At 49.5% G+C, this 14,035-nt stretch carries 14 protein-coding genes; 3 read left to right on the forward strand and 11 right to left on the reverse strand.

The window, feature by feature from the left end; all coding sequences use genetic code 11:
* Positions 1–104: 104 nt before the first annotated feature.
* Positions 105–1,124 (forward strand): M28 family peptidase, encoded by a 1,020-nt coding sequence (locus tag F7231_RS15090; protein ID WP_166692498.1) that lies wholly within the window; start codon positions 105–107, stop codon positions 1,122–1,124.
* A gap of 658 nt (positions 1,125–1,782) precedes the next feature.
* A complete protein-coding gene (locus F7231_RS15095; protein WP_310589327.1) occupies positions 1,783–2,139 on the forward strand; it encodes a hypothetical protein in 357 nt (118 codons plus the stop codon).
* A 105-nt stretch (positions 2,140–2,244) separates the two neighbouring features.
* Here the strand turns inward: F7231_RS15095 and nadD are convergent, their stop codons facing one another.
* The 11 genes from nadD to F7231_RS15150 all read right to left on the reverse strand — a co-directional run bounded on the left by nadD (position 2,245) and on the right by F7231_RS15150 (position 11,803).
* On the reverse strand, positions 2,245–2,832 hold the full coding sequence (gene nadD / locus F7231_RS15100; RefSeq protein ID WP_166692500.1) for a nicotinate (nicotinamide) nucleotide adenylyltransferase: 588 nt from the start codon (positions 2,830–2,832) through the stop codon (positions 2,245–2,247).
* A gap of 106 nt (positions 2,833–2,938) precedes the next feature.
* Positions 2,939–3,538: a guanylate kinase gene (gene gmk, locus F7231_RS15105; protein ID WP_166692501.1), complete on the reverse strand. Its 600-nt coding sequence runs from the start codon at positions 3,536–3,538 to the stop codon at positions 2,939–2,941.
* Between the two features lie 117 nt (positions 3,539–3,655).
* The gene (locus tag F7231_RS15110) at positions 3,656–3,898 is read right to left on the reverse strand and encodes a hypothetical protein (RefSeq protein ID WP_085411383.1); all 243 of its coding nucleotides are present in this window, start codon (positions 3,896–3,898) and stop codon (positions 3,656–3,658) included.
* Positions 3,899–4,022: 124 nt separating this feature from the next.
* Positions 4,023–4,640 (reverse strand): sigma-70 family RNA polymerase sigma factor, encoded by a 618-nt coding sequence (locus F7231_RS15115; protein ID WP_085411381.1) that lies wholly within the window; start codon positions 4,638–4,640, stop codon positions 4,023–4,025.
* Positions 4,641–4,895: 255 nt separating this feature from the next.
* Entirely contained in the window at positions 4,896–5,402 is a 507-nt protein-coding gene (locus tag F7231_RS15120) for a hypothetical protein (protein ID WP_166692502.1), read from the reverse strand.
* 36 nt (positions 5,403–5,438) lie between these two features.
* A complete protein-coding gene (gene mreC, locus F7231_RS15125) occupies positions 5,439–6,278 on the reverse strand; it encodes a rod shape-determining protein MreC (protein ID WP_085411378.1) in 840 nt (279 codons plus the stop codon).
* Positions 6,279–6,442: 164 nt separating this feature from the next.
* Positions 6,443–7,468, reverse strand: coding sequence for a rod shape-determining protein (locus F7231_RS15130; protein WP_085411377.1), 1,026 nt, complete (start codon positions 7,466–7,468; stop codon positions 6,443–6,445).
* A 193-nt stretch (positions 7,469–7,661) separates the two neighbouring features.
* Complete coding sequence (locus tag F7231_RS15135; protein WP_085411376.1) at positions 7,662–7,844, reverse strand: BF3379 family histone-like protein; 183 nt, start codon at positions 7,842–7,844, stop codon at positions 7,662–7,664.
* A gap of 136 nt (positions 7,845–7,980) precedes the next feature.
* Entirely contained in the window at positions 7,981–9,285 is a 1,305-nt protein-coding gene (locus F7231_RS15140; protein WP_085411374.1) for an aminotransferase class I/II-fold pyridoxal phosphate-dependent enzyme, read from the reverse strand.
* Between the two features lie 209 nt (positions 9,286–9,494).
* Positions 9,495–11,165, reverse strand: a complete 1,671-nt coding sequence (locus F7231_RS15145; RefSeq protein ID WP_166692503.1) for an amidase — start codon at positions 11,163–11,165, stop codon at positions 9,495–9,497.
* Positions 11,166–11,215: 50 nt separating this feature from the next.
* A complete protein-coding gene (locus F7231_RS15150; protein WP_085411371.1) occupies positions 11,216–11,803 on the reverse strand; it encodes a thioredoxin family protein in 588 nt (195 codons plus the stop codon).
* Positions 11,804–11,970: 167 nt separating this feature from the next.
* On the opposite strand from F7231_RS15150, the gene F7231_RS15155 reads away from it, so the two are divergent.
* The gene (locus F7231_RS15155; RefSeq protein ID WP_229369976.1) at positions 11,971–13,986 is read left to right on the forward strand and encodes a sensor histidine kinase; all 2,016 of its coding nucleotides are present in this window, start codon (positions 11,971–11,973) and stop codon (positions 13,984–13,986) included.
* Positions 13,987–14,035 lie beyond the last annotated feature (49 nt).

Raw genomic sequence — 14,035 nt, forward strand, 5'->3', positions numbered from 1 at the left:
TTTTGTAACACGATCGCCAGTTCTCACTCGTCGAACCACACAGAAGGCGTACTTTTGAGCGTTCTGATAACAAACTGATCCTGTTGGTTTGATAACTTTTACTCATGAAAAAAACCTTCCTGGCCCTTATGGCCTGTGCGCTGGTTACTGCAGCCTGCGACGATAAAAAAAGTAGTTCGTCGGAAACGACTCAGACCCAGACAAAAATGGCGGCTGCCCCAACTTTCTCTGGTGATTCGGCGTATGTATTTGTTGAAAAGCAACTTGCTATCGGGCCACGCGTGCCGAATACGCCTGCTCACGTGCGGGGTGGTGACTACATCGTAGCTACGCTTAAGTCGTATGGCGTAGAAGTTATTGAACAGCCGTTTTCCGTTAAAGGGTGGGATGGTATCACGGTCAATGGGCGTAACATCATCGGTGTGATCAACCCAAAAGCTGAGAAGCGACTTATATTCTCCTCACATTGGGACTCGCGCCGTTTTTCGGATCAGGACAGTCTGGAAGTAAATCATAAAAAACCGGTGCCTGCGGCTAACGATGGCGCAAGTGGCGTAGCCGTTTTGCTTGAAATGGCCAGAGTCATTCAGCAGGCTAAAGACAAACCTACTGTAGGTGTCGACCTCATTTTCTTCGATGCTGAAGATTGGGGAAATGGCGAGAAGGCCGTAGGTGACAAAGAGGCAGGCCATCCCGACATAGATTATGTTGGTTTCTGCCTTGGCTCGCGTTACTGGGCCAAAAATCCGCACAAACCGGGCTATACTGCTTATTATGGCGTGTTGCTTGATATGGTTGGAGCAAAAGGCGCCACGTTCCTCAAAGAGGGGTATTCCATGCAATTTGCTCCTAGTGTGGCGCAGACAATCTGGAGCACCGCTAGTCAACTGGGTTACAGCCAGTATTTCGTTGATAAAAACGGCGGGCCAATCACAGATGATCATCTAGCCCCCAACACCATTGCTAAAATTCCGATGATCGACATTATTCACCTGAATGCCATGAGTGGTGGGTTTTTCCCTGACTGGCATACGGCCGAAGACGACATGCGGAACATTGACTCAAACACGCTTAAGGCGGTAGGGCAAACGCTGGTTCAGGCAGTATACAACGAAAAGCCGTAATCGGTATGACAGTCAGGCACTGCGTTTGCTTCTGTTTATGCTTGTGCCTGATTGTTGGTCATTTAAAGGCCCAACAACGGGATTCAGCATGGGTCGCACCGGTTGATTCATCTATGGCTATGCAGCAGTTTCTGGCAGCGACAGGCCCCGCAGAGGAAGTGTTTTCGTTCTTCTCGCCACCCCATTTGCGGTTCAGGTCAGGCGTTTATACGGTATCAAACCGGCTGTTTCCGTTGCTATCTTCACCTGACTCGTTGGTGCAATTGCCGATTGAGCGGGCTCATAAACAGAGTCGTCGGGCACGTATATCGGCGATCGCTACGGCCGTACCATTAGCCGTCTTTACCTACTCGGTAACGCGCCTTGTCTTTTCGCTGGGAAGTGTTGTCACCGGGCGTCAATCATCGTACGGTTCGCCAAACGGAGATGTACTCAAGGTTTCAGGAATAGGCGTAGCTACGGGAATCACTGTTACTAGCCTATTCAACATTGCTTCATTAATAAACCTCCACAAGGGCGTAAAAAGGCACAATAAACGCTTCGGACGTAAGCTACCGACATTGTTTAATCCAAAAGGGTTATGAGCTTAGTTGTTCTTTAGTTAGTTAACCTATACCACCACCTGATGATTGCTATAAAACCAATAATCCTCCTGGGAGTGATACCGCTAGTGCTTTCCTGTGCTGGCCCCGATAAGCTGGGTACGTTGGACCTGAAAACATGGCGCAACGACCGGGGTGGTTGCAAAGGCGACCGGCAGGGATTGCTGGCCAATTTTATGACTGTGCGTGACCAGTTCAAAGGTATTCATGTCAATGACTTGGGTAAAATGCTGGGCCGTCCTGATGTGAATGAAATCACTGATCGGAATGGCAAAATTTACGTATATTATGTAGAGAAAGGCCCGCATTGTGGTAATAATACCGGTGCCAAATCAGGAGCGAAAAGCGTAGCCTTACGCGTCAACTCGGTTGGCATGGTAACAGAAGTGTCAGCCCAGAACGGGACGCCATAAGTGCATCGTACAAGTCGCCTGGTTTAACGATCAAAGCCGCTTCGCGAGTACACAAATGGTACTCGCGAAGCGGCTTTGATCGTTAAACCAGGCGACTTGTAATTATTACAGATAAAACTTCTTCCGCTCAATCATCTCTTCAACCACATCGGGTACCATGTATCTGATCGAGCGATTGGCGCGGATGGCCTCACGGATGTACGTAGCCGAAATATCGAGTAAGGGCGACGCAATCAGTCGCACGTTTGGGTGGTCGCGGAAAGGTGAAAGCGTAGCCAGTTCGCCAGGACGGGCCGGTCGCGGATAAACGTACAGCCCAAACTCGGTTAGTAACCGCTCATATTGCTTCCAATTAGCGAACTGCTCCAGGTTATCCTCGCCCATTAACAGCTTAAACGTGTGCTGCGGAAACTTAGCGCTCAACACATCCAGCGTATCGATGGTGTAGCTGGGCTTGGGCATTGAGAATTCAACATCGGTGGCTTTCAAGCGGCTATTGTCGGCAATGGCGCGTTCTACCATATCAAGCCGATCAAACTCATGGAGCAGGCTCTTTGTCTTCTTGAATGGATTCTGTGGGGATACTACAAACCAAACTTGCTCCAGGTCGGCGCTGGTAGCCATTGTATTGGCTACGATCAGATGCCCAACATGAATCGGATTAAATGACCCAAAAAAAAGACCGATTTTCAATTTAGTTCGTGGTTAGTTTTTTGAGGTTTGTACCGGTTCGTTGCTGAAGTTAAAATTGGTCACTGATCGGCGCACCGCAATGGCAGACTGTCACAAACACCATAAATTAAATCACCGTTGCTTTCGCTGGAACAACGCCTTCATTAATGAAATTGTCGATTAGTTTTTGTGCTTTGGCGTATGACTCTTCCAAATCATCGTTCACCAGTATTACATCGAATTGATCCTGAAACGACATCTCGAAGTGGACTTTGAAGAGGCGCTTCGATAGACTGTCTTCTGTTTCTGTACCCCGGCCGACAAGTCGTTGCCGGAGAGTTTCTTCGTCGGGTACTTTCACGAAAACAGCCAGTGCACGGTCGCCGTAATACTGCTTTAGTTTCAGGCCGCCCTTTACATCTACATCAAAAAGCACATGTTTACCGCTATCCCACACACGTTGGATTTCTGATTTCAGAGTGCCATAGAAGGCGCCAACGTACACTTCTTCCCACTCTACAAATTCTTCGGCGTCGATTTTGTGTTTAAACTCGTCGGGAGTAAGAAAATAGTAATCTTGTCCATTTTGTTCGGCACGACCCCGACGATCGCGGGTACAGGCTGAAATTGAGAAGCCTAGATTTGTATTTTCATTGAGCAGATGCCGGACAATGGTTGTTTTGCCAGAGCCAGAAGGGGCCGAGAAGATGATGAGTTTACCGTCCAAGTGGGGAAGTGTTTAATGGAATGACATTCCTTCCGTAAAGGTACAAAAAACGAATCGGGGTAAATGAGTAGCCAATTGGCTTACTCATTTACCCCGAATGTATTAAATCTAAGTTGCTTAATTGAAGGTAGCAATGCGGCTGCGGATATCGTCAATGATCCGCTCGGGACAGCACCTTTTCTCCATCTTATTCTGAAGAAGAGCTTTCATCTCTTTTTCAAGGTGGTACATTTTAATGCAGGGCTGGCACGACTCCAGATTACGCTTCAATTTCTCAAGATCTTGTTCAGTCGCTGCTCCGTCGAGTACCGATTGAATAAACTTCAGACAGTCGCTTTGGTGTTCACACGATTCTTTCATACTCCTCGGTACCTCTTGCGACGATGTTGGCAAAGACGTTTGCATTGGAAAAATTTTATTTATTCCAAAATTAGTTATATTGTTGCTATTTGTCTAACCAAAGTCTGTATCGTAAAAGTTCGGTTTAATCGTCAATATTTTCGTTATAACCCATTGACGCCGCATAATCACGCAGCTTTTCCTTCAGAAGGTTACGTGCCCGGTGTAAACGAGATCGTACCGTACCAATCGGAATGTCAAGAATCTTAGCCATTTCTTCATATGTGAATCCTTCGATATCACAGAGAATAATGACCGTTCGAAAATCGACGGGTAATGAATTAAGCGCAGTGGCAACTTCATCACCGATCAGATCCGACACCGTCTCGGCCCTCAGGTCGACTGTGTGTTCAGTTTCCGAATCTTCTGAATTGTAAGTGGTCTCAACGTCTTGGTAATCAACCTTAGCTGGTTCCTTACTTTTCTTCCGATAATCGTTAATGAAGCTATTCTTCAGGATTCTGAACAGCCATGCTTTAGCGTTGGTTCCTTGTTCAAATGACGAAATAAACCGGAATGCTTTCAAATACGTATCCTGTACAAGATCGTTGGCATCGTCTTCATCCATGGTGAGGCGGAAGGCGAAGTTGTACATGGAGTCAATATGAGGCATAAACTCCTTATTGAAGATCCGGTATTTTTGGTCGTCGGTATATCCGCGAGTGGGCGTCGTATCTGACATAGTTTCGGGCATTGTCGACATAAAAGTAGGCGTTAAAGTCGGTTTGCCTCGACAGCCGCCAGATTTTACGCAGATCTTAAAGAGATGTTGCGCTGGCAGAAGCCGGTACATAAGCTACTGCAAAAACCAAACCTTTGTTTAACTAAAAGGTTTACCGGCCAAAATGGCAGAACCAAATGAATGATGCCTGCGTTTCCTGCCTTATTTTACGCAATGGTACTATAAGGATCAAAATAGGTAAGTCTAATGGATTACGGAGTTTAGCAGAAGGCAGTTTTATCGACGCGCGAAGAACTGAATCAGCGTAATGCTTAGTGTAGTAAACAGTGCGCTGGCGATTGTGCGCAGCGCGGTGGGTAATAGCAGCGAAATACTGCCAGCCTCGATCAGAAATAAGGCGCTGTGATGGATGAAGACCAGCACGAACACATATTTGAAAAAATCGGCGAAGCCCAACTCTTGTAACGTAAAGACCAGCCTGGCTTCCTGAATACGCTGATTCATCTGTACACGAATAACTAAAGGACGCACATAAGCCATTAAAACGGTGGCGGCTGCATGGATACCCAGTGTATTGTAAAACGTATCGACGATAACGCCCGTGGCAAATGCGAGCAGTAACAACCAAGTCTGGCTGAAATCGTTGGGCATCAGTAGAATACAGGCTACGTACAAAAAACAGAAGCCGTAATCGAATACTACCAGATTTCTAACAATGAGAATCTGTAGAACCAGGTAGAGGAAAAAGAGGGAAACTAAAATCAGAATTTCGCGCAGGGTCATGTAATCGGTGGTAGATCGTTACGTACGTAGGTACCGCTATTTTTCGTTTTCAACCTGTTTTTCAAGCTGGCTCTGTTCGGCAGCCAGGTTGTTTTGCACGATGTAAACGTACGACAGGTTCCCGAAATTGGTCGAGAGGTCGATTGTCAGATCATGAAAGGTCTGGTTGGCCTGCACGCCAATAGAACGTACCCGCCCGATAAGGATACCCGGCGGAAACACCGAATTTTGATCTGATGTAACTACCGAATCGCCCTTACTGACGGGCTTATAACGCGAAATGTCAAGCAAATCCATACGGGTGGGGTCACTACCCATCCAGCGGGCGGTACCAATCTCATTGGATCTGACAAGTCGGGCAGATACCCGAAATTCGGAATGCAGGATCGACGTGATGACGGAGAAATGTTCATTGCAGAAACGGACCCGACCCACAACTCCGGTTGGCGAAATCACGCCCATACCAGGCTTTACTCCGTCGGCAGTCCCCTTGTCGATGGTTAAGTAATTATTGGCCAGCGTGGTCGTGTTATTGATCACTTTACCAACGGTGAATTCGAAACGGGTAGCGAAAATGGAGTCAGCTTTGTACAGCGGTGGACTCAGCAAGCTTCGTTCCTGTTGTCGTGCTGTCAGTTGGGTACGTAGGCGTAGGTTTTCGGCTGCTAGGTCAGAGTTGACCTGCCTGAGGTTCGTATACTCGTGGGCGGTATTCGACCAGGCGAGCATTTGCGCCGCATATCGGTTCGACGTGTTGAAGAAACTCGCGCTCCAGTAATTATTTGTGTTGATAATGAAGTAAAAGCACAGCACTTCCAGCAACACAAACAGAATGAAGTTGCGGCTTTGAGCAATAAAGGCAAAGAGTTGTTCCAACGGGGAAGAATGGTTGTCTTGGCGGGGGCTTTTACTCAGTAAAGAAAGTAATGATGTTGCTTAATGAAGGCTCCGCGAGGCAGGCCCTTCGACAGGCTCGCGGAGCCTGTCGAAGGGCCTGCCTCGCGGAGCCTTCATTAAGCAATACAACTAGTGCAAATAGACTACGAAATCAGTACTGACTTGTAAAGATCGAGGTTTTTGATTACTTCACCAGTTCCCTTCACAACCGCTTTGAGTGGATCGTCGGCCACATGGATGGGCAACTTGGTTTTGCTGGCTAGCCGTTTGTCAAGGCCGTGGAGCAACGCACCACCACCGGTCAGGTGAATACCATTGGTGTAGATATCGGCCGACAGTTCGGGTGGTGATACCTCCAGGGCTTTCATGACAGCCTCCTCAATCTTCGAAATCGATTTGTCGAGGGCGTAAGCGATCTCGCTATAGGTAACCTTAATTTCTTTCGGAATACCCGTCATCAAATCGCGACCCCGGATTTCGTAATCGGCAGGTGGGTTATCGAGTTCGGGCAGGGCCGAGCCAACTTCCATTTTGATCTGTTCGGCCGAGCGCTCACCAATCAGCAGGTTGTGCTCGCGACGCATGTAATCCACGATGTCGCGGGTAAATACGTCGCCGGCAATACGGATCGATTGTTCGCATACGATACCCGACAGGGCGATGACGGCAATTTCGGTAGTACCACCGCCGATATCGACGATCATGGTACCGTTAGGCTGGGTGATGTCGATACCGATGCCAATGGCGGCCGCGATAGGTTCATGCACCATGTAGACCTCCTTGGCACCTGCGTGTTCGGCGGAGTCTTTCACGGCCCGTTTTTCTACTTCTGTAATGCCCGAGGGGATGCAGATGACCATACGATGTGAGGGGGAGAATAGCCGGTTGCCCGACTCAATCATTTTAATCAACCCCCGAATCATCAACTCCGCTGCTGTAAAGTCAGCAATTACCCCGTCTTTCAGCGGGCGGATCGTCTTAATGTTTTCGTTTGTCTTTTCGTGCATCTGCATCGCCTTATGGCCTATCGCCAGCACTTTACCGCTGACTTTATCCATGGCGATGATCGACGGCTCATCAACTACAATACGGTCTTTATGAATAATAAGGGTGTTCGCCGTACCCAAATCAATGGCAATGTCGCTGGTCAAAAAATTAAAAAGTCCCATTTCAGGCTGGTTACGTATAGATGCTATGCTGAAGTTCTAAACAATACACAAAAGTAGGGATAATAAAAGGAAACTTTAGCCCACTACTTGTGTGGACTTTTCTTTTTACATGTGATTGTCAGCCTATAAACGCCAAACCCGCCCGAACTGAGGTGTGCGGGCGGGTTTGGTTAATGAGAGCAAGAAAAACTAACTATTTTGCAGCAGCGTTTTTCTGGTCCTGAACTTCTGAACGGATCTGCTGGGCCATTGTTTTCAGGTCCTGCATACCTTTCCGTACACGAGTTCCGGCAGCCTGATTCTTCTTGTCATAGAACTTATCGAAGTCGCCTTCTAGTGACATAATCAGGTTTTTTACTTCCTCAAAGCGTGTCATACGATTGGGGTTTAAGTGTGAAAAGTGCTTAAATGCGCTGAAAACGCGTATTTGAGCGAAATATAGTTATTCTGACATACACCGCAAGAGCGCAGTCAAAAAAATAACCGAATAATACAACTTAAACCCCTATCCCTTACTCAGCGGCTGACTCAGTGACAGCCGTCTGTGCCAATTCGTCCACTCCGGCCGGATTTTGCTGTGTATAGTAGCCGTTTTTCAGTTTTTCGACTATTTCGCTGAAAACGGTCAACGTATACGCTACATCGTCGAGCGAATGGGCCGCTGTTGGAATAACCCGAAGCATAATTACTTCCTTCGGAACAACCGGGTACGTAACAATTGAGCAGAAAATACCATAGCTCTCACGGAGTTCGCGTACCATGGCTGTTGCCGCTACAATGCCACCATCATTTTGCAACAGGACAGGCGTAACCGGTGAGGTTGTTTCGCCAATATCGAAACCACGTTCACGCAGACCGCTTTGCAGCGCCCGAACGTTTTCCCACAATTTCTCCCGCAGTTCAGGATGCTTCTTGATCATCTCCAGCCGCTTCATGGCGCCAACAACGAGTGGCATCGGCAGTGCTTTGGCGTAAATCTGCGACCGCATGTTGTACTTCAGGTACATGATCACGTCGGCATCAGCGGCTACAAAAGCGCCGATTGACGCCATCGACTTAGCGAAGGTTGAGAAGTATACATCGATACCGTCCTGGCAACCGAAATGCTCACCAACACCAGCGCCCGTAGCCCCCATAGTACCGAACCCGTGTGCGTCATCGACGAAAAGCCGGAAATTGTATTTTTCCTTCAGGGCAACGATTTTGTCCAGGCTACCTACTTTACCCGACATGCCAAAAACGCCTTCGCTGATTACGAGGATTCCGCCGCCAGTCTCTTCCACTTTCTTTGTAGCCCGCTTCAGGTTAGTTTCCAGGCTGGCCATGTCGTTATGGTTGAACTTGTAGTAGTCACCCATCTTGGCTTTATGCAGCCGGATACCGTCGATAATACAGGCATGGCACTCGGCATCGTATACAATAATGTCGCGGCGATCAACCAACGATTCGATAGCGGACATAACGCCCTGGTACCCGAAATTGAGCAGGAATGCGTCTTGTTTGCTAACGAACTGGGCTAGCTGCTGCTCCAATTCTTCGTGCATGTCGCTATTACCAGACATCAGGCGCGCACCCATTGGGTAGGCTAGACCCCAGTCGGCAGCGGCCTTTGCATCGGCTTCGCGCACCTCGGGGTGGTTGGCAAGGCCTAAATAGTTATTCAGGCTCCAGTTGAGCATCTTCTTGCCGAAGAAGGTCATATGGGGGCCAAGTTCACCTGTCAGTTTAGGAAAAGCGAAGTAGTGATGCCCGTTAAATAACTTAGAATTCGAGCCGATGGGGCCGAGATTACTGCGGAGTTTCTCAAATAAATCCACTTTATGATGCCGTTTTTGGGCCTAAAGCCCTGTTTTCGATCTATTTAGTGCAAAAATAGAAAAAAGAGTTAAGAGTCAAGAATTAAGATAAAAGAGATGAGAGACAAGCGTTGAAAAGCAAGCGGTAAGAAGTGATATAAGGAGGCGATCCTCCTGCATAAAGCAAAGAGATGCTTATCCGCTGCTTCTCAGTTCTTGTCGTCCAGGTTTTAATTCAAAACAGGGTGTTTTTTATGCCACTCTGTCGCATCCTGATACGCTTTTGCCACGGCCAGCACAGACCCTTCGGCGAAAAGTTGGCCATTGATCGTAATGCTGGTAAGCGTCTGCTGCGCGTTGAAACCATTTGGTAACACCACGCAGGGGTGACCCGTCAGGTTGGTCAATTGCAGGTTGCCCCCCGCATAAGCAGGCGTGATGTACACGTCGACCTGCGCCTTCTTCAGCACATCGTACATTTGGTTGATGAGCTGGGTACGTATGCGGTTGGCCTGTAGGTATTCAACGGCCGGAATGTAACGCGACGACCGGAACTCGTTGGGCCAGGCCGATTTGCCCTGTCGTACCATCAGACTGTCCCGGTCTGAGCGCGTGAGTTCATCAAAGGCGGCGGCGCCTTCAACCCCGATGATCATGGTCAGTGCAGCGTAACGGAAGGGGGGAAGCTCAATCGGAACGAGCGTGGCGCCAAGCTTTTTCAGCATATCGAGCGTAGCCTGGTCGTTGGCTTTGTTGGGGTACGTGCTGTCGAATGCTTTCTGCACGACGCCAATCCGAACCCCTTTCAGCGAGGCCATTGGTGCGTAGCGAAACGGTGCGTTCATAACCGTGGGGTCGAGGTGGTCAGGGCCCTGTATAGCGTTGAATACCAAGGCGCAATCTTCAACGGTGCGGGCCATTGGGCCAATCTTGTCCATCGACCACGACAGGGCCATAGCACCGTAGCGGCTCACCCGTCCGTAGGTTGGGCGCAAACCGGTGATGCCGCAAACCGTTGACGGTGACACAATGGAACCGAGTGTTTCGGTGCCGATAGCGAACGGTAGTAGCCCCGCTGATACCGTACTGCCCGAACCCGCCGATGAACCGCTGGAGCCCAGCTCCGATTTCCAGGGGTTACGGCTTTTGCCGCCGAACCACACATCGCCCATGGCCAGTTCGCCCATGGCTAGCTTGGCGCAAAGCACAGCGCCGGCATCTTCCAACTTCTTAATAACGGTAGCGTCGTAATCAAGCACCTGATCTTTGTAAGGCACCGATCCCCAGGTTGTTTTGTATCCCCGGCGGGCCAGTAGGTCTTTAGCGCCATAAGGAATACCGTGCAGCGGCCCCCGGTACTTGCCCGCTTTGAGTTCCGCATCGGCGCGGCGTGCCTGTTCAAGGGCTAGTTCCTCCGTAAGGGTAATGACATTGAACAGCGTTGGCCCGTAGGTCTTCAGCCGGGTCAGGAAAAACTGCGTGAGCGCTTCCGACGAAATCTGTTTCGTGCGGATCAATTCGCCCAATTGTGCTACGGTGTAGAAAGCCAGATCGTCGCGGTTGGCGGGCATACGTACCTGACCTGGCAGGGTTGACGCCTTGAACGAGCTCGCGCCTGTAGGCATGACAAAGCCTGTAGGCAGGGGGTTGAAGTAGAGGGCGGGGGCTACATCGTTGGTTAACTTAACCGTGCGGATGGTTTCGAAGTCGCGGCGCTGATCGTTCAGGTTATCGACCATCGAATCGCACTCGGCTTTGGTAAACGACAGGCCGAATAGTTTGGCCCCCACATCGGCCATCTCGGCAGTGATAGGCTGCTTGGGGTCGTCGTAGCGGGTAATGAACGCACCCGCGGCGAAACTAACGGCGCAGATGAGCAGAAGACGTACTTGTTTGTGCATGAAGTTGACTGGTTGTCTGGACCTTAAATATAGGTCAACAAAGCCAGAAACTACTTCCCGCTCGCTGGCGTAGGCATGGCAGGCTGGAACTCTTTCACGTATGTACCTGCCTTGAATGAGTCGAAGGGCTCTTTAGCCTGGTAGTTACCGCCGAAATACGTAATGATCTGGTGAAACATCCGCGGCTCCAGATACCCGGCGATGGGCTGAATCATCGCCATTTTTTCGTCAAGAAACACCGTTGAAGGGTAGCTCATTTTACCCTGTAGCAGGTTGATGGCTAGTTGATGCGCACTGCCCTGCTTGCGGAATGTCTGTCCGCCAACGGTGATGTCGGCCTCCTGTTCGGCATCGAGCTTTACGGCGTAGAAGTGGGCGTTCACGTAGTCGATGATGGCAGGTTGGGTGAACGTTTTCTGGTCCATCACCTTGCACCAGCCGCACCAGCCTGTATAGACGTCGATAATGATTTTGCGCGGCGCTTTCTGGTTTAGTTCAAACGCTTCCCTGAAGCTGATCCAGTTTATTTTTTTGCCCTCTCTAACAGCCAGAGGTGTTACCGTGGGCTCGGCTGACGGACGAAAGGAGGGAAGTAGGCCAACGAGCAATAAGACGAAGAATAAAGCAGGCAGACGCATGAGTTGAGTTAGGGGAGGATGATCTGTATACGCTACTTAACGGCAAAAAGCGGGCCGGAATTGTTAGGCTAACCCGTCACCAGCCCAATGCATAATTACCTTTACCTCAGTAGTTTGTTGCACCATAGGTACGTCCGTTTATTTTTGGAAATAACCTGATGTGAGTCATGCGGATCTGGTGGCTGACCGGTCTTCTCCTTTTTTTCTGCTTGTGTATGCCGATTCGGGCTTACGCCCAGAGAGCTGATGCCGTGGTTCTGACCGACACAGACGATCTAAGGGCACCTGTGTCTACTGATGGAACAATAGAATTCTTTATTGACTCAACCAGACAGCAAACGTTGGCAGCCGTGGTGCATCAGGCCTTTTTGCCCATAGGTCGGATGATCCCTAATGCGGGTTATACTGGGGCGACGGCCCACCCCAACCCCATCTGGATTCGCTTCAGGCTGCAGAACGCCACGCACCAGCAGAAACGGCTTTATGCCCGGATCAGTTTTTGGTGCTTCGACTCGCTTCAACTGATCACCGTTGATCCGGTCCGCGATTCTGTGCTTACAATATCACCCATACTCGGCTGGCGAACTCCCGTTGGTGCCCGCCCTATTCTGGACCGCTATTTTTCCTTCCCGATCAACGTACCTGCCGGGGCAGACTACTTTGTGTATCTGCGGGTGTTTAAGCTGCGCGGTACGCAGGTAATTCCCCTGGTGCTGTGGCAAGAAGCCGGGTATGCCGCTAACATGCCGCGTGAATACCTTTTTTGGGGCGGTGTTCTGTTATCGTTACTCTTCGTTGGTGTGATGAGCCTGTTCTTTTTCATCACAACCCGCGACTCTATTTATTGGAGCTATATGTTCTGCGTATTGTGCCTGATCGGGTTCTTCTTCATTAACGATGGATTCATGAACCAGTTTGCCTTTAACGCTCAATTCTGGTTGCCCCGGCAAAATATCTACTTTCTGTTCCCACTGTTGCTGTTCTATTCACAGCTGGTTTTCATTCGCATATTCTTATCCCTGAAACGAACGCCCGCTCGCTGGTTGCATCAACTAAGTTCGATCTGCTTACTAGCGGGCCTGGGATGCCTGCTGATGCTTACCGCCGAAATATGGGGTGCGTACTCAGAAGCGTTGGAGATAACATTTTCTCGTCTTTTTGTTCTGCTCTATTGGTTGCCCATGCCGCTGATTGGCGCTTTTGTGTTGGTCAGTATCAGAAAGCGCTATTACGTGAGTGCGGGGTGGTTGTATTTAGTAGCAGTATCGCCTTTTTACCTGCTCAATTTTGGACAGGTGCTGGCCAATTTTGGGCTGATACCTACCTACGGGCCTGTTGTCGATTTTCAGTGGTATGCTGTGGCAGCACTTTTTGAAGTGCTTGCTTTAACGTTCGGGCTGGCGTATCGCTATAAGTTGATGCGCGACAGGAACGATCGGCTGCTTCGAAGTCAGCGCGAAAAAGAACGTACCTCGTATGCCAGCGAAGTGCAGTCGTTGGCCCTCAGGAATACTATGTTGGAGGAAAAGGAGCGCATTGCCCGCGATCTGCATGATAATGTAGGTGCGCAACTGGCTCTGATGATCACCAGTCTATTGCACATTAGCCACCAAGCTGAGCAGGTGCCGGTAAGTACTGGTCAAGAAAACAGGCAGGATAACGGTGCTCAACCACTTCGCCTTGCCGATGAACTGCGGACGGTAGTAGGTTACGCCCGGGAGGCTATCCGCACGCTTCGGGAAACAATCTGGGCAATCAACCAGGAGAGTTTCACAATTGATGAATTCGAAGAACGACTCAATCAGTATGTTAACAGGTACGTTCAGCAACTCAACGGACTTGAAGTTGATGTACGAATTGAGGGTGATCCTGGTGAGCCGCTTTCATCAGTTCAGGTGCTCAATTTTTTTCGGATTGTGCAGGAGGCACTCAGCAATGTGGTCAAGCATGCTCAGGCGACACACGCTGATGTCTGGCTGACCATTCGGTCTAATGGTGCTTTTCACCTCACAATTCACGATAATGGCCGTGGCTTAAATGAAGTCGTTGCTGAAGGTGGCGATCGGCATTATGGCATTCATAACATGAAGCGGCGTGCCGAAGAGTTGGGCGCTCAGTTTAGGGTCTACGCCCACAACGGTACTGTTGTGGATGTAGTGCGGAGAAGTGCTGATAAAGGATAACCACTCGGACACAAGCATATTGATTCTTGTTGAAGGTATTCTTTATGTA

It is taken from the genome of Fibrivirga algicola, from assembly GCF_011742925.1.
Lineage (GTDB): Bacteria > Bacteroidota > Bacteroidia > Cytophagales > Spirosomataceae > Fibrella > Fibrella algicola.